The 20,665-nt window shown below is 70.2% G+C and carries 18 protein-coding genes; 10 read left to right on the top strand and 8 right to left on the bottom strand.

The features are described from left to right. Nucleotides 1–68 precede the first annotated feature (68 nt). Together ABWV20_RS08090 and ABWV20_RS08095 are read left to right on the top strand one after the other, a co-directional pair. Nucleotides 69–1,091 carry a DUF2157 domain-containing protein gene (locus tag ABWV20_RS08090; RefSeq protein ID WP_353354421.1) on the top strand — a complete coding sequence of 341 codons (1,023 nt, stop codon included), beginning with the start codon at nucleotides 69–71 and terminating at the stop codon, nucleotides 1,089–1,091. Between the two features lie 167 nt (nucleotides 1,092–1,258). Beyond that, a complete protein-coding gene (locus tag ABWV20_RS08095) occupies nucleotides 1,259–3,082 on the top strand; it encodes a sunset domain-containing protein (RefSeq protein WP_353354422.1) in 1,824 nt (607 codons plus the stop codon). A gap of 157 nt (nucleotides 3,083–3,239) precedes the next feature. On the opposite strand, the gene ABWV20_RS08100 is transcribed toward ABWV20_RS08095, so the two are convergent. From ABWV20_RS08100 to ABWV20_RS08130, 7 genes are all read right to left on the bottom strand, one after another. Further along, on the bottom strand, nucleotides 3,240–4,472 hold the full coding sequence (locus ABWV20_RS08100) for a phenylacetate--CoA ligase family protein (protein WP_353354423.1): 1,233 nt from the start codon (nucleotides 4,470–4,472) through the stop codon (nucleotides 3,240–3,242). A gap of 13 nt (nucleotides 4,473–4,485) precedes the next feature. Next, nucleotides 4,486–5,334, bottom strand: a complete 849-nt coding sequence (locus ABWV20_RS08105; RefSeq protein WP_353354424.1) for an ABC transporter ATP-binding protein — start codon at nucleotides 5,332–5,334, stop codon at nucleotides 4,486–4,488. A gap of 4 nt (nucleotides 5,335–5,338) precedes the next feature. Then, nucleotides 5,339–6,556 carry an ABC transporter substrate-binding protein gene (locus ABWV20_RS08110; RefSeq protein ID WP_353354425.1) on the bottom strand — a complete coding sequence of 406 codons (1,218 nt, stop codon included), beginning with the start codon at nucleotides 6,554–6,556 and terminating at the stop codon, nucleotides 5,339–5,341. A gap of 82 nt (nucleotides 6,557–6,638) precedes the next feature. After that, nucleotides 6,639–7,697 (bottom strand): branched-chain amino acid ABC transporter permease, encoded by a 1,059-nt coding sequence (locus ABWV20_RS08115; RefSeq protein ID WP_353354426.1) that lies wholly within the window; start codon nucleotides 7,695–7,697, stop codon nucleotides 6,639–6,641. 3 nt (nucleotides 7,698–7,700) lie between these two features. Then, a complete protein-coding gene (locus ABWV20_RS08120; RefSeq protein WP_353354427.1) occupies nucleotides 7,701–8,573 on the bottom strand; it encodes a branched-chain amino acid ABC transporter permease in 873 nt (290 codons plus the stop codon). Then, entirely contained in the window at nucleotides 8,570–10,588 is a 2,019-nt protein-coding gene (locus ABWV20_RS08125) for an AMP-binding protein (RefSeq protein ID WP_353354429.1), read from the bottom strand. The genes ABWV20_RS08120 and ABWV20_RS08125 overlap by 4 nt, the downstream gene beginning before the upstream one ends. Next, nucleotides 10,588–11,436 (bottom strand): ABC transporter ATP-binding protein, encoded by an 849-nt coding sequence (locus ABWV20_RS08130; RefSeq protein WP_353354430.1) that lies wholly within the window; start codon nucleotides 11,434–11,436, stop codon nucleotides 10,588–10,590. Before ABWV20_RS08130 ends, ABWV20_RS08125 begins: the two co-directional genes overlap by 1 nt. Before the next feature lie 161 nt (nucleotides 11,437–11,597). Here ABWV20_RS08130 and ABWV20_RS08135 point away from each other — a divergent pair, with 161 nt between their 5' ends. From ABWV20_RS08135 to ABWV20_RS08160, 6 genes are all read left to right on the top strand, one after another. Then, complete coding sequence (locus ABWV20_RS08135; protein ID WP_353354431.1) at nucleotides 11,598–12,356, top strand: IclR family transcriptional regulator; 759 nt, start codon at nucleotides 11,598–11,600, stop codon at nucleotides 12,354–12,356. After that, on the top strand, nucleotides 12,349–14,250 hold the full coding sequence (locus ABWV20_RS08140) for an AMP-binding protein (protein ID WP_353354432.1): 1,902 nt from the start codon (nucleotides 12,349–12,351) through the stop codon (nucleotides 14,248–14,250). Before ABWV20_RS08135 ends, ABWV20_RS08140 begins: the two co-directional genes overlap by 8 nt. A 108-nt stretch (nucleotides 14,251–14,358) precedes the next feature. Beyond that, nucleotides 14,359–16,119 (top strand): arginine--tRNA ligase, encoded by a 1,761-nt coding sequence (argS, locus tag ABWV20_RS08145; protein WP_353354434.1) that lies wholly within the window; start codon nucleotides 14,359–14,361, stop codon nucleotides 16,117–16,119. Between the two features lie 119 nt (nucleotides 16,120–16,238). Beyond that, nucleotides 16,239–17,471, top strand: a complete 1,233-nt coding sequence (locus ABWV20_RS08150) for an alpha/beta hydrolase (protein ID WP_353354436.1) — start codon at nucleotides 16,239–16,241, stop codon at nucleotides 17,469–17,471. Nucleotides 17,472–17,541: 70 nt separating this feature from the next. After that, complete coding sequence (locus ABWV20_RS08155; RefSeq protein WP_353354438.1) at nucleotides 17,542–18,786, top strand: NAD(P)/FAD-dependent oxidoreductase; 1,245 nt, start codon at nucleotides 17,542–17,544, stop codon at nucleotides 18,784–18,786. A 14-nt stretch (nucleotides 18,787–18,800) separates the two neighbouring features. Continuing rightward, the gene (locus ABWV20_RS08160) at nucleotides 18,801–19,364 is read left to right on the top strand and encodes an OsmC family protein (protein WP_353354440.1); all 564 of its coding nucleotides are present in this window, start codon (nucleotides 18,801–18,803) and stop codon (nucleotides 19,362–19,364) included. A gap of 114 nt (nucleotides 19,365–19,478) precedes the next feature. On the opposite strand, the gene ABWV20_RS19350 is transcribed toward ABWV20_RS08160, so the two are convergent. Then, nucleotides 19,479–19,652, bottom strand: coding sequence for a DUF8730 family Cys-rich protein (locus ABWV20_RS19350; protein WP_502901770.1), 174 nt, complete (start codon nucleotides 19,650–19,652; stop codon nucleotides 19,479–19,481). Between the two features lie 140 nt (nucleotides 19,653–19,792). Here ABWV20_RS19350 and trxA point away from each other — a divergent pair, with 140 nt between their 5' ends. Together trxA and ABWV20_RS08170 are read left to right on the top strand one after the other, a co-directional pair. After that, complete coding sequence (gene trxA / locus ABWV20_RS08165) at nucleotides 19,793–20,167, top strand: thioredoxin (protein ID WP_353354442.1); 375 nt, start codon at nucleotides 19,793–19,795, stop codon at nucleotides 20,165–20,167. A gap of 69 nt (nucleotides 20,168–20,236) precedes the next feature. Then, nucleotides 20,237–20,641 carry a DUF302 domain-containing protein gene (locus tag ABWV20_RS08170; RefSeq protein ID WP_353354444.1) on the top strand — a complete coding sequence of 135 codons (405 nt, stop codon included), beginning with the start codon at nucleotides 20,237–20,239 and terminating at the stop codon, nucleotides 20,639–20,641. Nucleotides 20,642–20,665 lie beyond the last annotated feature (24 nt).

The following is a 20,665-nucleotide window of genomic DNA, read 5'->3' on the forward strand; positions in this document are numbered from 1 at the left end:
CCTCACCTGGCTACGCACATAAGGGAGACACGCCCTAGCGGGTCAGCCCGCAGTTGAGGAGGCCCAAGATGGCCGTCGCACTCGAGTTCGTTCTCACCCGGGGAGTCGCTCAGGGGGTGATCACGGGGGAGCAGGCGGACCGCTTGCGAGCCCTCGCCGAGGGCGCGCCCGAGACCGTCCCGGACACGGGGCCGAGCGAGTCGTCGGCGGCCCGGAGGGGCCCCTCGCTCGTCACCGAGGCACTCGGCTACCTCGGCGGCACCATCCTGCTCGTCGGCACCTTCCTCATCGTCTCCCAGTTCTGGCCGTCGATCAGTGCCGGGACCCGGCTGGTGGTTGTCCTGCTCGTCGCTGTCGCGTTCCTCGTCGCCGGCGCCCTCGTGCCTCACGGCCTCGACAACGTCGGGACCAGGCTCCGTGCGGTCCTCTGGGCCCTCAGCGTGGTCGCCCTCATCGGGGTGGCGGCCATCCTCTTCTACGACGTCATGCAGACGGATGACAGGTATGTCCCGTCCCTGATCTTCCTGGTCGCCACCCTCTACGCGCTCGCCCTCTGGATCTGGCGGCCGACCGGCCTCCAGCTCGGCGTGGCAGCGGCCGGAACCGCCGTGACGGCGGGACTGCTGGTGAGCCTCCTCTCGGTGTCGTTCGATGCCGTGATCGGCGCAGTCCTCGCGGTCGGAGCCGCTTGGCTGGCGCTGGGCTGGGTCTCCGCCATCAGACCGCAGCGCGCTGCCATGGTCGTCGGGGCGGCCATCGTCTTCGTGGGCAGCCAGCTGTACGTCGTCGGCGGGTCCGGGCCGATCTGGGCGGTACTCGCGTCAGCCGGGTTGGTCGGCGTCGCCCTCTACCAGCGCGACCTGATCATCCTCGGCATCGGCTCGGTCGGGCTGCTCTTCGCCCTGCCGAACCTCATCTATGAGTGGTTCCCCAGCGTGGTGGCGGCTGCCGTGAGTCTGCTCGTCGTCGGTGGCCTGCTCGTCGTCGCAGCGCTCTACACCGCCCGCCGTGGCCGGGAGCATCCCGGGAACGGGCCGGCCGACGGCCCCGCGAACATCCCGCTCGCCAAGCCGGCCGGTCCGGCGCGCTGAACCGGGGGGAGTGTGCAGCGATCGGGGTCCTGACCCGATCCCTGCACACCGGTCCGGACAGGAGACAGCCCCCAAAGAGGGACGTTCGGCTCCCACGCCGGGCGTCCTGTGCGCAGTAGGTTCTCCGGAGGAGGTTCGACTCGAACCGTCACCTGAAGGGGTTTGGCATGCCGGAGAACATGCAGACGATCCTGTGGATCGTCCTTGTGCTGGTCGTCGTTGCACTGGTCATCTGGTTGCTGGTCTCGTCATCGAGACGCCGAAAGGTCGAAGCACGGCAACGCGCCGATGCGGCCGCCCTCCGGGCCCGAGCGGAGCAACAGAGCGCCCAGGTCCAGGCCGTGGAGGACCGCGCCTCCGTGGTCGGCTCGATCGCGGAGGACGCCCGCGCCGAGGCTGAGGCCAAGGCGGCCGAGGCGGCGCGTCTTGAGCGTCTGGCTCAACAGGAACGCGCCACGGCCGAGGCCGCACGACACGAGCGCGAGACGCTGGTGCGAGAGGCCGACCGTCTCGACCCCGACGTGCGCACCGATGACGAGGGCTACCGGGTCGACCGGTCCGGTCATCGGCTCGACGGCGACGGGCAACCGGCCCAGGAGCGTGGAGCCTTCGGTCGGCCCGGTGGCGCACCCGGCTCGGTGGCTGCGGGCGTGGCGCTGGGGACCGCCGGTGCAGCGGACGCCGCGACCGACCGCCCTGGCGGTCCCCGGCCCTTCACCGAGGAGGAGGACGAGCCCGATCTCGCGGACGCGGAGAACCCCTTTGCAGGACAAGGTGGGTCGCAGCCGGATGCGGAACTGGTGTCAGAGTCGGACGTCTCGGCGCCGGGCGATCCGCGAGGTGAGGGGGAGGACCCCGACTGGGTCAACAGCCCGGTCGAGGACATCGACGACGAGGAGCTGGCCGCCTCAGCCGCCGAGGAGACAGCCGCTGAGGACTGGATCAACGGCCCGGACGATGAGGACGCCGAAGCCGCCCCTGTTGCAGCTGCGCCCATGGCGGGTACCACTCCTGCGAGCACGACCCCCGCGCGAGAGGACGAGGCGATGGCGAACGAGGACGCGGACTGGGTGAACAGCCCGGTCGAGGACGTGGACCAACAGGAGATCGACGCCTCAGCGGCGGCGGAGAGCGAGTCAGCCGACTGGATCAACGGGCCGGACGACGATGCCTTCACCCCGGGCACCCGCGCAGGCACCGGCGCCGAGTCGCCGGCCTTCCGCGAACAGCTGGCGGCTGACCCGATGACGGTCGACCAGGTCGAGGTCCCCGCGCTGGAGGACCGTGACGATGTCGTCGTCGGTGGCGGCACCCCGAGCGACGACCCGGGTGACCATCGCGGGCAGCCCTGGTCGACTGACCTGACCGAGCCGGCGAGCACCAGCTCGAGCTCCACGAGCGGCACGGCACAAGAGCCTGCCGCTCCCGCTGGCCACGGCGAGGAGCCCGAGGAGACGCCCTCGGCCGAGGAGGGCGTGGCACCCGCTTCGAACCCGGGCCCCATCGAGCACTCCGATGACGCGCCGCTGCTCGACGACGTGGCCGGCACTGATGAGGGCGACACCGACGAGGGCGACACTGACGAGGGCGAGTCCCGTTCCACTGAAGCCGCGTCGACCGCGACCGGCCCGGGGGACGCCCACCGCACTGACGCCGAGCCCGCTCCTGAGCCGGCCGGTTCAGAGGTGCCACCTTTCGACGAGCCGGAGCCGGGCGAAGAGCCTGCCGAGGAGCCGGCGAGCAGCCCGTCCCCGGCGCGAGAGCGCCGTATCTCGGAGTTCGACGAGGTCCGGGACGGCGGCTTCGGGATCGGTTCGGCCGCGCCGCTCGACGATGGCGCCCAGCCGCTCGGGCACGCAGTGAAGGGCTACCGCGACTCGAGCACCTTCCTCGCGCCGGGCGCTGCGGGCTATGACGACCGCGAGCCCGACGTCTGGTTCTTCAACGAGGAAGCAGCCCGCCGCGCCGGGTTCAACCCGGCCGCCCAGTAGCCCAGCCACCCAAACGATCGAAAGAGCAGTTCGCGACACGTCCCAGCGGAGGGAACCTCCCGACGGAGCGGTGTCGCGAACTGCTCTTTCGATCTGGTGTCGCGAACTGCTCTTTCGATCTGGTGTCGCGAACTGCTCTTTCGATCTGGTGTGGGGGTCAGTCCCAGGTGCGGGCGTCGACGAGGCGGCCCGCGTCGCCCTCGGGCAGCGCGTCGACCGGGCGGACGTCCGCCGCGAAGCGCAGTCCTGACCGCACCGAGGCACGCACCTGTTCGACAACTTCGTCAGCTGCGCCGACCGAGTCATCGAGCACGACCTCGCAGGTCAGCTCGTCCTTGTGGTTGACGCGGTCGATGACGAAGCGCCACGCCGCGACCCCGGGCAGGCCGTTCATCACCGACGCGGCCTGCCGCGGATGGAGGAACATGCCCTTGACCTTGACCGCCTCGCCGACGCGGCCGAGCACTCCGGCGAGCCGGGCGGACCCGTCGTCCCCGGTGGTCCACGCAGACAGGTCGCCGGTGCCGAACCGGATGAGCGGGTAGTCCGGCCGCTCGAGCGTGACGACGACCTGGCCCTCGCCCTCGGCGACCGGCGCCCCGGAGGCGAGGTCACAGACCTCCACGTGCACGCCGGGCGCAGGCAGCAGGCCACTGCCCGGCGCGGTCTCGTAGCCGATCAGGCCGACCTCCGCAGTCCCGTAGGACATGAGCACAGTGCTCACCCGCTGCTGGAGCAGGGAGCGGAGCGAGTCGGGCAGCGGCTCCGCCGTGACGAGCGCCTTGTCCAGGCGCCACCGCTCGGCGCCCAGGTCGAGCTCGTCGAACCGGTCGACCAGGGCCTTGAGATAGCTGGGGAGCCCGACGTAGGCGGTGACCCCCAGGTCGGCGATCGCCCTGACCTGCAGGTCCTGGTTGCCGATGCCGCCGGGGACCACGGTCGCCCCGACGGTGCGGCAGCCCTCCTCGAACATCGCGCCGGCGGGGGACAGGTGGTAGCCGAAGCAGTTGAGCACGACGTCGCCGGCGCCGATCCCCGCGGCCGCGAGCGCCGGCGCCCAGCGCCACGGGTCCGCCTCGTCGAGCTCGGGCTCGTAGATCGGACCGGGTGACTGGAAGACGCGCCGCACGGTCGCCCCCTCGGCGAGCATCCCCCCGAAGGGCGGCTGCGCCTGCTGCCTGGCGAGGACGTCGTCCTTGGTGAGGATGGGCAGCCGGGTCAGGTCGCCCGACGCCAGCTCGTCCGCGGACAGTCCCGCGTGCTGGACGCGCTCGGCGAAGGCCGGCACGGCTGACGCAGCCCGCCGCGCGACGTCGCCGACAGCGGGAGCGAGCCCAGCGGCATACGCCTCGACTGCCTCGGTGAGCGTGGGGGAACGATCGAGCGACACGGGACAGCCCCTCTCAGAGCCAGCGCTTGCGGCGCTTGTAGTGCTTGACGTCGCGGAAGCTCTTGCGTCCGCCGGACTCACCCAGGCCGAGGTAGAACTCCTTGACGTCCGGGTTCTCCTGGAGCTCCTGGGCGGTGCCCTCCAGGACGATCCGGCCCTGCTCCATGATGTAGCCGTGGTCGGCGACCTCGAGGGCGCGCCGGGCGTTCTGCTCGATGACGAGGACGGTCAGGCCCATCTCCTCGTTGACCCGCTTGATGAAGGCGAAGATCTCCTTGACGAGCAGGGGCGCGAGGCCGAGGGACGGCTCGTCGAGCATGAGCAGCTTGGGCTTGGCCATGAGGGCGCGACCGATGGCGAGCATCTGCTGCTCGCCACCCGAGAGGTACCCGGCGATCCGGGCCCGCATGTCACTCAGCTTCGGCAGGAGCGCATAGACCTCGTCGAGGTCGGCCTTGGTGTCGATGCGACCGCGGAAGTAGGCGCCGGAGATGAGGTTCTCCTCGACGGTGAGGTGCTCGAAGACGTGCCGCCCCTCCATGCAGAGGGACAGCCCCAGCTTGACCCGCTCGGCCGCGTCGAGGTGGGTGATGTTCTTGCCGCCGAAGAGGATCGACCCGTCGGTCACCTCGCCGTGCTCCGTCGGGAGCAGCCCGGAGATCGCCTTGAGGGTGGTCGACTTGCCGGCCCCGTTGGAACCGAGCAGGGCCACGATCTTGCCCTCGGGCACCGCGAGCGAGAGCCCGCGGAGCACGAGGATGACGTCGTCGTAGATCACTTCGACGTTGTTGAGCGTGAGGAGGTCGGTGGCCGGCGCCGAGGCGCCGGCCACCTCCTTCCCGCTCAGGTGGACCGAGCTCATCGGATCACGACTCCGGCGTCTGGTTCGCCGCCAGCTCGACCATCTCGCCACCCTTGACCTGGTAGATGCCGGTGCCCGTGGAGCCGCGGTGCGAGTCCGCCGTGAAGGCAACCGTGCCGGACCCGACGACGCCACCGGTGTCGACCGAGACGGACTCGAGGGCCTTCTTGATCGCCTCGCCGGTCAGCTCACCACCGGCGTCGATGGCCTTCTCGATGCCCTTGGCCATGATGTCCATCGTGTACCAGCCCTGCGCGTAGTGCAGGCCCTTGTCGGCGAGCGAGGAGCCCTTGGACTTGAGGTACTCGTCGATGGCTGCGTGGCCGGGCTTCTTGGCCGACGGCGGCGCGAACGGCTGGACGAGGATGTGGCCCTCGGCGTTGTCCGCTCCGGCCGTCTTGATGAACAGCTCGTCAGCGCACCAGTTGAGGCAGACGATCTTCATGTCGAGACCCTGCGCCTTGATGTCCTTGGCCACCTGGGCCGCGGGCGAGGAGACGTTCTGGATGACGATGTACTTCGCGCCCTGGGACTTCGCCTGGGTGAGCAGGCCGACCTGGTTCGGTGTCTTGGGCATCGGGTAGGCCTTGTACCCCAGCTTGAGGCCCTTCTCCGAGATCCACGCCTGGCCGTCGGCGACCGGCGCCTGCCCGAACGGGCTGTCGTTGTGGAAGACCGCGACCTCGGCCTGGCCGCCGGCGTCCTTGGCGATCCAGTTCAGCGCGACGCGCATCTGGTCGGAGTACGTCGGGGCGACGACGAAGTTGTACGGGGACTCCTTCGGGTCCGTCAGCGCCTCGGCGTACGAGGCGGACATGAAGGGGAGCTTGTCGGCGCTGACCTTCGTGCGCAGGGCCTCCGAGTCGCCGGTGCCCCAGCCCTGGATGGCGACGGCCTCGTCGTTGACATACTTCTTGTAGAGCTCCTCGGCCGTCGGGACCTTGTAGGCGTAGTCGTTGCTGTCGGCGTCGATCTGGCGACCCTTGATCCCGCCCTTGCCGTTGAGCCAGTCGATGTAGCCGAGCATGCCGTCGTTGTAGGGCGTGCCGACGTCACCGGTGGCCCCGGTGCGGTCGGCGATGATGCCGATCTTGATCGGGGTGGTGTCACCGGACGCGCCGGCGCCGGGCCCGTCGTCGGTGGCCGCCCCGCCGCACGCGGACAGGGCCAGTGCCGCGGCTGCCGAGGTGGCCACCGCCGCAATGCGGATGCTGAACTTCATTTCTTCTCCATTCATCGGTCGCCTGCTGGCGGGATGGTGCTGCTGCGTGGGATGTGGACGGGTCTTGAGGGGCAGGCCATCGCTAGTAGCGGAAGGGCCAGAACCGGATGTAGTCCTTCATCCGGGTCCAGATTCGATCGAGTCCTCTGGGTTCCACCAGGAGGAAGACGATGATCGCGACGCCGAAGACGGCGTTCTTGAGGGCGGGCAGCTGGTCGGACAGGGTGGGCAGGCTCGAGCCGAGCACGTCCACGAGCTCCGTGAGCAGGGCCGGGAGCAGGCCCATGAAGATCGCACCGTAGACCGCGCCGGCGATGCTGCCGAGGCCGCCGACGATGATCATCGCGAGGTAGAGCACGGAGACGTCGAGGGTGAAGCGCTCCCAGGTGACGGTCTCCGTGTAGTGGGCGGTGAGCGCGCCGGCGAGGCCGACGAACCCGCTCGACACGGCGAAGGCGGTGACCTTCGCGCGGGTGATGTTGACGCCGATGGCCTCGGCGGCGATGTCCTGGTCCCGCACGGCCATGAAGCTGCGGCCGATCGTGGTCCGGAACAGGTTGCGGGCGACGACCACGGCGAGGGCGGCCAGTGCGAGGAGGATCCAGTACCACTGGACCTCGAACATGCGCCGCTCGACCTCGAAGCCGGCCACCTGCAGGCGGTTGACCTCGAGGTAGCCCTTGCCCTCCGTCAGCCACTCCCAGCGCCGGACGACGAACATGATGATCTCCTGCGACGCCAGGGTGGCGATGGCGAGGTAGAGGCCCTTGAGCCGGAGGGCCGGGAGGCCGAAGAAGGCGCCGACCGCCGCGGTCATGACGACGGCGATGATGATGCTGATCGGCACGGGCACGCCGGCCCGATCGGAGATGATCGCCGAGGTGAACGCGCCGACGGCGAGGAAGCCGCCCTGCCCGAGCGATATCTGGCCGGTGAACCCGACCAGGATGTTGAGGCCGACCGCCCCGATCACGGAGATGAGGATGACGTTGGCGATGCCGAGCCAGTACTTGTCCAGGATGTAGGGCGCCGCGAGGAGCAGCACGATCATGAGGACGAGCCGGAAGTACTCGGCCCGCGTGTGCCGCAGACGCAGCTCGGACCGGTAGGTCCTGTGGTGGATGCCGGTGGCAGTCGCCATGGGTCAGACCCTCTCGATCCGTGTCTCGCCGAAGATGCCGTAGGGCCGCACGATGAGGATGGCCACCAGGACGATGTAGGGGACGACCTCGGCCAGGCCGGGGTCTGCGTAGCCGGAGACGTACTGCTTGAGCAGCCCGATGACCAGGCCGCCGACGACCGTGCCCGGCACGGAGTCGAGACCGCCGAGGATGACGACCGGGAACACCATCAGCCCGAAGGCCGCGATCCCCTGCTCGACCGCTGACAGGTCGGCGAGGAGCACACCGGCGATGAGCGCCGAGATCGCGGCGAGGATCCAGGCCAGGCTGAACACGCGCTTGACCGAGATGCCCATCGTCAGGGCCGCCTGCTGGTCATCCGCGACGGCCCGCATCGCGACGCCGTGGCGGGACTTCTGGAAGAACGCCGAGAAGGCGAACAGGACGATGGCGGCGACACCGATGACGATGAGGCGGTTCAGCGGGACGGTCGCCCCGCCGATCATGATCGTGCCGGTGGGCAGGATCGGCGGCTGTTCGCGGACGGCGGTGCCGTAGAAGATCTGCACGAGTGCCTTGAGCACGGCCGACAGACCGATCGTCACCATGATGACGCTGATGGCGTGTTCGCCGATGAGCGGCCTGAGCACGAACCGCTCGACGACGACACCGAGGACGATCGCGACGAGGACGCCGAAGACGGCCGCGAGGATGAGCGGCAGCCGCATGACGACGAAGGCCGTGTAGAACATGTAGGCACCGACGAGCAGGAACTCGCCCTGGGCGAAGTTGATGACGCGGGTCGCCTTGTAGATGAGGACGAAGCCGAGGGCCGCCAGGGCGAGCAGGGCGCCGTCGGACAGGCCGTAGACGGTGAGCGAGATGAAGGTGTTCATCGGCGGCCGCTCCAGACGGGTCGGCGTCCCCGGCCTTCGGGAGCGCGGAAGGTGGACATGTCGACGATCTGGAGGACGAGGTTGCGCTCGACCTGGGTGCCGTCCTGGTAGGTGACGAGGCTGCGGATGGTCACGTCGTCGGCCTTGGTGGCGAGGGCGTCGATGATCTGGCCGTAGCGGTCGGCGATGACGTTGCGGCGGACCTTGCGGGTGCGGGTGATCTCGTCGTCGTCCGGGTCGAACTGCTTGTGCAGCAGCACGAACCGCTTGATCCGGATGCTCTCGGGCAGGTCCTCGTTGGACCGGAGGACCTCTTCGGCGATGAGGTCGCGGACCTCCTGCTTGCCGGCGAGGTCGGTGTAGGTGGTGTAGCTGAGACGCTCGTGCTCGGCCCAGGACCCGGTCGTCATCGGGTCGATGGTGATCATCGCGGTCATGCCGTCGTCGGTCGGGAAGGTCACCGCCTCCTCGACGTAGGGCGAGAACTTCAGCTTGTTCTCGATGAAGGCGCTCGAGAACCGGGTGCCGTCCTTCGTCGTGAGGACGTCCTTGGCGCGGTCGATGACCACCAGGTGGCCGGCGTCGTCGAGGTAGCCCGCGTCGCCTGTGTGCAGCCAGCCCTCGGCATCGACCGCCTCCGCCGTCGCCTCCGGGTTGCGGTGGTAGCCGCGGAACACCGAGGCGGAACGCAGCAGGATCTCCCCGTCGTCGCTGATGCGGATCTCGGTGCCGGGGATGGGCGTGCCCACCGAAGCGAAGGCGATGTCGTCGTCCCGGTGGACGACGGCGATCCCGCAGATCTCGGTCTGGCCGTAGATCTGCTTGAGGTTGACCCCGATCGCGTGGAAGAAGCGAAAGACGTCCGGCCCGAGCGGCGCGCCACCGGTGTAGGCGTGGTCGATCCTGGCCAGCCCGAGCTGGTCGCGGACCGGGCGCAGCGCGAGCTGGTCGGCGACCCAGTGGAGCGGGTTGAAGCGGCCGCCCTTGCCGTGGATCCGCTGCTCGGCGACGCGGTCGCCGATCGCGTAGCCCCAGCCGAAGACGCCCCGCTTGAGCCGGCCGGCCTCGTCGATGCGCACCTGGACCTCCGAGAGCATCGACTCCCAGATCCGCGGCGGCGAGAACATGACGTTGGGGCCGATCTCCCGCAGGTCGGTCTTCTGCGTCGCGGAGTCCTCCGGGAAGGAGAGCGTCAGGCCCTTGGACAGGCCGCAGGCGACGGCGAGCATCTGCTCGCCGATCCAGGCGAAGGGAAGGAAGGAGACGTAGCGGTCCTTGGGCCCGATCGGGTCGATCGCGGTCAGGTGCTCGGCCATGGCCAGCAGGTTGGAGTGGGACAGCTCGGCGAGCTTGGGCCGAGACGTCGTGCCGGACGTCGTGCAGATGACGGCGACGTCGCCGGGGTCCCCGGCCGCGATCTGCTCGTCGAGCCACCCGGGGTGCTGCTCGCCCCACGTGCGACCGCCGGCCTCCACTGCAGTGAAGTCCTTGAGGAACTCCTCGGTGTAGGCCTCCAGGCCGTGCGGGTCGTAGTAGACGACGGTCTCCATCGGCAGGGCCGCGTCGGACTCGGAGCGCAGCCGGATCAGCTTGTCGACCTGCTCCTGGTCCTCGGCGACGACCACCCGGGCCCGGGAGTGGCTGAGGATGTGGTGCAGCTCCTCACCGATGCTCGTCGGGTAGACGCCGACGACGGAGGCGCCGATGCTCTGGGCGGCGAGCTCGGCGATGAGCCACTCGGGCCGGTTGTCGCCCAGGACGGCGACGATCTCCCCGCGCTGGACACCGAGTGCGGCAAGGCCGTGCGCGAAGTCGCGGACGCGGTCGTAGTACTGGCTCCAGGTCAGCGGTTGCCAGATGCCGTACCGCTTCTCCTGCAGGGCGGTGGCGTCCCCCCGGGACGTCGCGAGGCCCGCGAGCAGCCGCGGGAAGGTGGTGGACGCCGCCGCGTTGGCAGCCCGCACTTCGTCCGAGACGGGCACAGCGGCATACGGCGTGGTGGGCTCCTTGGCCATCAGTGCTCCTCAGCTCCGAGGTACGCCTCGACGACCTTGGGGTTGGCCTTGACCTCATCGGGCGTCCCGTCGGCGATGAGGCGACCGAAGTCGAGGACGCTGACGCGGTTGGAGATGTCCATGACGACCGCCATGTCGTGCTCGATGAGCACGACCGTGACCCCAGCGAGCTCGTGGACGTCGAGGATGTACCGCGCCATGTCCTCCTTCTCCTCGGCGTTCATGCCGGCCATCGGCTCGTCGAGGAGGAGGAGGGCGGGCTGGAGGCAGAGGGCGCGGCCGAGCTCGACGCGCTTCTGGATGCCGTAGGCGAGCGAGCCGACGGGCTTGTGCCGGAAGGCCTGGAGCGAGAGCAGGTCGATGACCTCTTCGACGAGGGCGCGGTGCTCGATCTCCTGGCGCCGGGCCGGCCCGAACCACAGGAGCGAGGCCAGCACGCTCTTGCTCATGTGGATGTGGCGGCCGAGCATGAGGTTCTCGAGCACGGTGAGACCCGAGAAGAGCTCGATGTTCTGGAAGGACCGCGCGACGCCCAGCCGAGCGATCCGGTGGGGGGAGAGCTTCGTCAGCTCGTGCGACGTGCCCTCCACGCCCGTGTGGAGCACGATGCTGCCGTGCTGCGGGTGGTAGAGGCCGCTGACGCAGTTGAGCAGGCTCGACTTGCCGGCGCCGTTGGGGCCGATGACCGCGTGGATGTGCCCCTGGGTGACCGTGAAGCCGACGTCCTGGAGGGCGTGGACGCCGCCGAACCGGAGCCCCACGTCCTTGACCTCGAGGGCGGGCTGACCGGGGGGAACGGTCGAGGAGCTCAGCGAGTGCTGGTACGCCCTGGTGAGACCGATGGTCACTCGGGGGTCCTCTCCTTCGTTGGCTGTGGACTTGCCGAGAATAGGTTTCCACTATGTGAAAGTGCAAGGGCTTCTTGTGAAATTGTTATCCACACAGTTACAGTCTCTTTCCGGACCTGGGTGACGCGCGGGGCGCCATCCGCGGATGAAAGAGGACACGCGTGCCGTCAACGGAGGTCGGGGACCGGGACTCGAGGGGCAGCCTCGGCACGGTGCGCAACGCCGTCACCCTCCTCGAGCTGCTCGGTGAAGGACCCGCCTACCAGCAGCTGACCGATCTCGCGGAGCGCTCCGGCATGTCGGTCCCGACCGTCCACCGGCTGCTGCGCTCCCTCGTCCTCGCCGACCTGGTCGAGCAGGACCCACGGTCGTCGCGCTACAGCCTCGGACCCGAGCTCGTGCGGCTCTCGCACCGCTACCTCGCCAGACTGCCGATTCTCAGCGCCCTCGCCCCTTACCTCGCCCAGCTGCGCGACCTCGTCCGCTCGACCGTCGTCGTCCAGACGCTGGTGCGCTCGGCGGTCGTCACCATCGACCGCGTCGACGGGCCGGACGCCGGGCTCTACCGGGAGCCGCACACCGTGCGGAACGCCCTGTCCACCGCGTCCGGCCGGCTCCTCGGCTCGCGCGCGGGCGACGACGAGTGGAAGGCCATGCTCGAGCTCTGCCCGGAAGGCGAGCGCAGCGAGGCGGAGGCGTCGCGAAACGCGTGGTCGTCGGCGCCGTGGCTCCTCGTCGAGGGCCACCCTCTCGGACCGCCGGGCCACGTGGCCGTGCCCCTCGTCGACGGACAGGGCACGGCGCTCGCGACTCTCGTCGCCACCGTGGCGCCCGGGGCCTCCGCCCCAGAGGTGGAGGCCGTTGCCGGGCACCTGACCCGCGCCGGGGCAGCCGCCGTGAGGACCCTGGGGCATGCCTGACGCCATCTGGGCCCCTGACGAGGCCGCGTGGCACCGGGCCGCAGACCTCGTCGAGTGGTCGTCTCCCTTCCGGTCGGTGTGGGAGCCGCGCGACGGCCGAGGCACCTGGTTTCCGGGCGGGCGTCTGAACGCCTCGGTCACCTGCGTGGACCGTCATGCCGCGGTCGACCCGGACCGGGTGGCTATCAGCTGGGAGGGCGAGCCCGGCGACCGGCGGGTCATCACCTACGGAGAGCTCCTCGGCGAGGTCTCGACGCTGGCCAGGGGGCTGCGCTCGATCGGCGTCAAGCCCGGCGACGTCGTCGCCCTCCACCTCGGGCTGGTCCCGGAGGCGGCCGTCGCGATGCTTGCCTGCGCCCGGATCGGCGCCGTCCATGCCGTCCTGCCCGCTCCGCTGCCGGCCGAGGCCCTCGCCGACCGCCTCGAGAGCCTCGGCGCCTCAGTCCTGTTCACGCAGGACGGGGCCTGGCGGCACGGGACCGTGCTACCCCTCAAGGTCCGCGCCGACGAGGCGCTCACGGCAGTCGCCGGCATCGAGCACACCATCGTGGTCCGACGCACGGGCATGGACGTGGCCTGGTACGAAGGGGACCGCTGGTACCACGACCTCGTGGCAGCGGACCGGACCCGGGGCCGTCGGTCCAGGGTCCGCGCGGCGGCGCCCGCACCGGATCCAGCCGCCGGCCCCGACCTGCCCCGAGCCACCGGCCGCGCCGGCGGTGAGCCCGTCGACCTGCCGAGCGACCACCCGTCGTTCCTCATCAGCCAGGCCCACCGCCGCGGCCGGCCGGTCGTGGTCACCCACGGGCTGGCCAACAGTCTTGTCACCGCAGCAGCCCTGCACGAGTGGGGAGTCGGGGAGGGCCAGCGCCTCTGGAGCGCGGGCGACGTGTCCTGGCTCGCGGTCCAGGCACACGGCATCTACGGCCCCCTCGCCCGCGGAGTGACGACGGTGCTCTACGAGGGCACGCTCGACGTGCCGACCCACGCCCGCGCCTGGGAGATCATGAGCCGCCACGAGGTCACGACGATGATGACGACCCCGTCGGTCCTGCGGACGATGCGCGGCTGGGCGCCTGCCCTCGCCGCGACGAGCCGCGTCGAGTCACTGCGTCGAGTGGTCCTCTACGCCGAACCCTCGGAGCCCGACCTGCGCCAGTGGGCGGCGGCCCACCTCAGCCACCGACGGGTGGTTGTCGCGGACGGCTGGGGCCAGGTCGAGCTCGGCGGCATCGTCCACCTCAGCCAGCCCCTCGACCCCGACCTCCTGCCGTCGGTCGACCCGACCATCGTCGACCCGAGTGGTGGTCCCGTGGCCGACGGCGAGGCCGGGGAGCTCGTGCTGACCAAGGGCTGGGCCGGGGCGATGCTGCCCGGGACCGGCGACGTCGCGGCCGCCACCGACCACCACTGGACCAACCGGCCCGGTCTCTACACGACGGGCGACCGGGTCCGACGCACGGCCGAAGGTGGGCTCGAGTTCCTCGGCCGCACCGACGAGGTGGTCTCACTGTCCGGACAGCTCGTCTCGATCAGCGAGGTGCGCCAGACCCTCCTCGACCACCCCTTCGTCGAGCGCGCCGACGTCATCGAGCGCCGGGACTCGCAGGGCGGTCGCTACCTCGCAGCCGCGGTCGTCCTCGAGCGGTCGACCGCGTCGGACCAGGACCTGCCCGCCGTCGCCCGCGACCTCAACGAGACGGTCCGCGACACCCTCGGGGGCGTGGCCCGGCCCCGCATGGTCATCTTCGTCGACCGGTTCGGCGACGAGCTGCGCGGCGACGAGCGTCGGCGCGCCCTGGCCGCCCTCCCGCTCGGGGACACTCCCGCGCCGAAGCGGGTGACGTGGCAGCAGGTGCTCGCCGCCGCGGACCTCGGCACCACCGCCACGTAGAAGGTCACGCCCGGCTGGGAGCGAGCCCAGCGGCATACGGCGGGAATTGGGCCGGCCCCGGCGAAACGGCGACGCGGGCACCTGCGCGGCGCTCCTAGACTGGCCCGCATGGTCTCCCCGCTCGTCGCGCTCACGCCCAAGGTCCAGACCGCGATCGCCGCCGCCCTCGGTGACGACTTCCGCGAGGCCGACCCGGTGCTGCGCCCGTCGCAGTTCGCCGACGTGCAGGTCAACGCCGCGCTCGCGCTGGCCAAGAAGGTCGGCGCGCCGCCGCGGGACGTCGCTGCGAGGATCATCGAGGCGCTCGACCTCGACGGCGTCGCCGACCGCGTCGAGGTCAGCGGACCGGGCTTCATCAACGTCACCTTCAGCGACGCCTGGCTCGCCGCGCTGCTCGCCGACGTCGACGCCGACCCGCGGCTCGGCGTGCCCCTGGAGGAGCGGCAGAACATCCCCATCGACTACTCCGCGCCCAACGTCGCCAAGGAGATGCACGTCGGGCACCTGCGCACGACGATCGTCGGCGACTCCCTCGCGCGGACCCTCGAGCACCTCGGCCACAACGTCATCCGGCAGAACCACATCGGCGACTGGGGCACCCCCTTCGGGATGCTCATCGAGCACCTTCTCGAGGTCGGCGAGGACTCACCGGAGGCCCAGCTCCTCGTCACCGACCCCAACGCCTTCTACCAGGCGGCCCGGGCGAAGTTCGACGCCGCCGAGCAGGCCGACCCCGACGGCAGCGCCGGCGACTTCGACATCCGCGCGCGGGCCCGGGTCGTCAAGCTCCAGGCCGGCGACCCCGAGACGCTCGAGCACTGGCACCGGCTCGTCGGCATGTCGAAGGTCTACTTCAACAAGGTCTACCAGACCCTCGGGGTGACCCTCGGTGACGAGAACCTCGCGGGCGAGTCGACCTACAACCACATGCTCGCCGACGTCTGCGACGAGCTCGAGGCCAAGGGTCTCGCGAGGGTCTCCGACGGCGCGCTCTGCGTCTTCCTCGACGGCTACACCGGTCGCGAGGGCAAGCCGGTGCCGCTCATCATCCGCAAGTCCGACGGCGGATACGGCTACCCCACAACGGATCTCGCGACGATCAAGTACCGCGTCTCCGACCTCGGTGCGCACCGGGTCCTCTACGTCATCGGGGCGCCGCAGGCCCTGCACCTCAACATGGTGTGGGACACCGCTCGCCTGGCCGGCTGGCTGCCCGAGGACGTGACGCCGGTGCACATCCAGATCGGCAACGTCCTCGGCGAGGACCGCAAGATCCTCAAGACGAGGTCGGGTTCGTCGCTGCGGCTGATGGCGCTGCTCGACGAGGCCGTCACCAAGGCGCGCGGCCTGATCGACGAGACGCGGCCGGACCTGCCCGAGGCGGAGCGGGCGACGATCGCCCGGCAGGTCGGCATCGGCGCGGTGAAGTACGCCGACCTCTCGGTCGCCCACAACAGCGAGTACGTCTTCGACCTCGACCGGATGGTCTCGCTCACCGGCAACACCGGGCCGTACCTCCAGTACGTCGTCGCGCGGGTGCGGTCGATCTTCCGGCAGGCCGGGCTCGACGCCGCAGCCCAGCACGCTCCGATCGAGCTCGGGACCCCGCACGAGCGGGCGCTCGGACAGCAGCTGCTCGGATTCGCCGACGTGGTGACCGAGGTGGGGACGGAGTACGAGCCGCACCGGCTCTGCGGCCACCTCTTCGAGCTGGCGCAGGCCTTCTCGGCGTTCTACGAGAACTGCCCCGTGCTCAAGGCCGAGACCGCGGAGCTGCGCGAGTCACGGCTGACGCTCAGCGCGCTCGTGCTGCGCACCATGGTGACGGGGCTCGACCTGCTGGGCCTGGAGTCCCCCGCGCAGATGTGAGGGTGGAAGGTTGCCCGTCCCCCGAGGCGGGCAACCGTCCACACCCACGCCGTATGCCGCTGGGCTCGCTCCCGGCCGAAGGCACCGACGGCCGGGCGGCTGGGTGGGATGATCGGCAGATGCGGTTCACGTTCGGGGACGTGGTTCTCGACACCGACCGGTTCCTCCTGGAGCGCGGCGGTGAGCCGGTCCACGTGCAGCCGCAGGTCTTCGATGTCCTCGCGCACCTCGTGCTCAACCGGGAGCGGGTCGTGCCGAAGACCGAGCTGCTCGACGCGGTCTGGGGTGACCGGTTCGTCAGCGAGTCGACGCTGACCAGCCGGATCAAGGCCGCCCGCCGGGTCGTGGGTGACGACGGCGCTCTCCAGGGGGTGATCCAGACGGTCCACGGCCGCGGATACCGCTGGGTCGCGGCCGTCGGTTGTGACGGGCCCGAGTCCGCGCCCGTGGTCGCCCCCGCGCCGAGCCCGCGACAGCTCGAGCAGCGGATCCGCTTCTGTCGGGCGAGCGACGGAGTGCGGATCGCCTACGCGACGGTGGGGGAGGGGCCGCCGCTGGTCCGCGCTGCTCACTGGATCACCCACCTGGACTACGAGTGGCACAGCCCGGTGTGGCGTCACTGGATGGAGGGGCTCTCGCGGGGTCGCACCTTCATTCGCTACGACGAGCGCGGGTGCGGGCTCTCCGACCATGATCCTCAGGACATCTCGTTCGAGTCGTTCGTCCGCGACCTCGAGACCGTGGTCGACGAGCTGGGGCTGGAGCGTTTCCCCCTCATGGGGCTCTCGCAGGGTGGTCCGGTGGCGGTGGAGTACGCGGTCCGGCACCCCGAGAGAGTGAGCCGGCTCATCCTCATCGGGGCCTTCGTGACCGGGCGCCTGGTCCGCGCGTCGACGCCGCAGGAGGTTCGTGAGACAGAGATGCAGGCGGAGCTGATCCGGATGGGCTGGGGTCGCGACGACCCGTCGTTTCGTCTCTACTTCTCGTCGACGTTCATGCCCGACGCGAAGCCTCAGATGTGGAGCGACTTCGCGGCCCTGATGCGGCGCACGACCGCTGCGGAGAACGCGCTGCGTCTCAACAACGTCGCGGTCACCATGGACGTGCGCGAGGCGGCGACGAAGGTCACGGTGCCGACCCTGATCCTGCACGGCCGCAACGAGGTGCGCATCCCGTTCAGCCAGGGTCGCGAGCTCGCAGCCCGGATCCCGCGCAGCCGCCTGGTCCCGCTCGACACGCGCAACCACCTGCTGCAGGCCGACGAGCCGGCATGGGAGAACCTGCTCCAGGAGATTGACTCCTTCCTCGCTGAGGACGAGTCCACGAGTCGTCCACCAGAAGTCCACGTCTAGTCCGAGGCTCGGGCCGCCGCCGGACGGATCGTTGTCCCCGAGTCAATCGAGAGGACGACAGGTGAACGTCATGGACGACGGAGCTCGAACGGCGGCCGCGCACCGGACCCTCAGCGCCGACGTGGTCGTCGTCGGGGCCCGCGTGGCCGGCGCCGCGGCCGCCACCCATCTGGCGAGGGCGGGACACGACGTCCTCGTGCTCGACCGGGCAGAGTTCCCGAGTGACACGATCTCGACCCATGTCATCGCGCGGTCGGGGATGGTGCAGCTGGCCCGGCTCGGGGTGGTGGAAGCCCTCGTCGCGGGTGGCGCGCCTCCACTGCGCAGGGTGGAGCTCACCAGTCACGTCGGGACCGTGTCCAAGGACATCAGAGACCGCCTGGGGATCTCCTTCCTGCTCGCACCGCGCCGGTACGCGCTCGATGCAGCGCTTCAGCAGGCGGCGCTGGCAGCCGGGGCCAGGTTGCGGCAGGGCTGCTCCGTCGAGGGCGTCATCCGGGACAGCACCGATCGCGTCGTCGGGGTGCGCGCGCACGACGGCGATGGACCCGTCGACGTGCTGGCGCGGCATGTGGTCGGCGCCGACGGCCTGAGCTCGCGGATCGCCCGTTCGGTCCGGGCGGCGCTGACCATCGTGGAGCCGAGCTCGGGCGCCTGCCAGTACGCCTACGTCACCGGGAGCTGGGACGCGATCGAGTACCACCTGGTCGACGGGGTGTTCGCCGGGGTCTTCCCGACCCATGACGGCGCCGCCTGCGTGTGGGCGATCACTCCTGAGGAGGTGGCGCGTCGCTACCGCCACGCCGGTCGGGGGGCGGACGAGGCGTTCGTGAACCTGCTGCTCGACCGTGTCCCGGAGCTGGCCGCCCGGGTCGCGTCGGGGTCCGGGACGACACCGGTCCGGGGCATGCTGCGGATGCCGAACCACTTCCGTGAGGCGTGCGGCCCCGGGTGGTCACTCGTGGGTGATGCCGGCTACCACCGCGACGCGATCACCGGGCACGGCATCAGCGACGCGCTCTGGGCTGCGGAGCTGCTGGCCGAGGCGGTCGACACCGGTTTGCGCTGTCCTGCCCTCGAGACCGTGGCCATGGCGGAATACGCGGCGAACCGTGACCGGCTGGCCGCTCGCATCTTCCAGATCACCGTCGCCCTGGCGGCGTTTCCGGACCGGGACACCTTCGTGGGGCTGCAGCGAGAGCTCGCCCTCGAGATCGACGTCCTGGCCGACGAGCTGCACCACCGACCTCAACCTTGCCGACGCGAGGCCCCAGCTCTGGAGCGGCAGCCAGCCGTCTCCCTCTCCCTCACCTAGAAGGAAGCAGTCTCATGTCAACAGACACCGCCCATCGCAACGGGGTGGACACGGCCACCCTCTTCGCCACCCTCGACGCGGTCCGCGAGGCGCCCGCCGCGGCGCAGTTCCAGTTCCGGGCGCACAACGAGTGGATCGACGGCACGCACAGCCTGACGCGGGTTCGCGACTTCTTCGGGGTCGGTGAGGAGCGGACCCACGAGCGGGAGTTCGTCTTCGACGCCGATCACCCCGCGGTCCTGGTCGGCACGGACCACGGGCCGACGCCCGTCGAGTTCCTTCTGCACGCGCTCGCCGCCTGCCTCACGGCCGGGATCGCCAACATCGCGTCGGCACGCAAGGTCACGCTGACGGAGGTGCGCTCGACGGTGCGCGGGGACATCGACCTCAACGGCATCCTCGGTCTCGACGACGAGGTGCGCAACGGTTACCAGCAGGTGACCGTGGCCTTCTCGGTGAAGGGCGATGCGCCCGAGCACGTCCTGCGCGAGATCGTGGAGCAGTCGCGCCGGCGCTCCGCGGTCTACGACGTGCTGACCAACGGCGTCCCCGTCGACCTGCGGGTCGAGGTGGGCTGAGGGTCGACTCCGGGGAAGGCAGAGGATGGGCCGAGCGCGTCGGGGGTACGCGCTCGGCCCATCCGTTCGGGCCCGGCCGAGAAGGGGGAGGACTGGCGCTCGGCCGGTGGTCTGTCAGCCTCGGCTGAAGAGGCGACCGAAGAGGCCGCCGGAGGAGGCGGTGGACTCCTTGGCGTGGCCATCGCAGCGCTGGGCCGGCGGCACGTGACGCATCACCTGGTCAACGTGCTGGCCACAACCGGCCCATGTGGTCTTGCCGCAGGTCCTGCAGTTGGCGGGTCGGCACATGTGTGTACTCCTCGATGTCTGTGACTCATCTGTCTCTGTGAGCGGAATAGATACCCCAGGGGGTATGTTGGGATCACTGTAGACCACGCCCACCGGGGCGCGCCAGTTGGCGCTGCCGCACACCCTGAAGGAACCCATTCATGAGCACCCGAAACCTGACCTATGCCGACTTCGAGTCCGTCGTCTCCGACGAGGGCATCGTTCTCGTGGACTTCTGGGCCTCGTGGTGTGGACCGTGTCGCATGTTCGCGCCGGTCTACGAGGCCGCTTCCGAGACGCACACGGACATCGTCTTCGGCAAGGTGGACACCGAGGCCGAGCAGCAGCTCGCCGCTGCGGCGCGGATCACGTCCATCCCGACCCTGATGGCCTTCCGCGACGGCATCCTCGTCTTCAGCCAGCCGGGCGCCCTGCCCGCCGCCGCGCTGGAACAGGTGATCCAGGCCGTCCGCGACCTCGACATGGAGGACGTGCGGCGCCAGGTCGAGGCGCAGAGCCAGAAGGCTGACGCCTGACCCACCGATCGACCAGACTGGGGTTGCTGCAGTGATCCCGGACGACGAACCCAACGAGGAGAACCAGTCATGGACCATGCGATCACCGTCACCACGGACCTCCCCTTCGACGAAGCCCTCCAGGCCACGCGGGAGCGCCTCTCGGACGAGGGCTTCGGCATCCTCTCGGAGATCGACCTGGCCGCGACCTTGAAGGCCAAGATCGGCGCGGACCTGGCGCCCCAGGTCATCCTCGGAGCCTGCCGCCCGCCCCTGGCCCACGCGGCCGTCCAGGCGGAGCCGTCGATCGGGGTTTTCCTGCCCTGCAATGTCGTCGTGCGTGTCGACGACGCCGGCCGCACCGTCGTCCAGGCGATGAACCCGGACTTCATGACCCAGATCGCCTCGGGTGCGGCGCTCGAGGACGTCGCAGCGGACGCGAAGGCCCGCATCACGCGAGCCCTCGAAGCGGTGGCCGCGACACCCGCGAGCTGAGGACCCCACTCCCGACCGCAGTCG

Origin of the sequence: Intrasporangium sp. DVR (assembly GCF_040365325.1) — a bacterium.
Taxonomy (GTDB): Bacteria; Actinomycetota; Actinomycetes; order Actinomycetales; family Dermatophilaceae; genus Intrasporangium.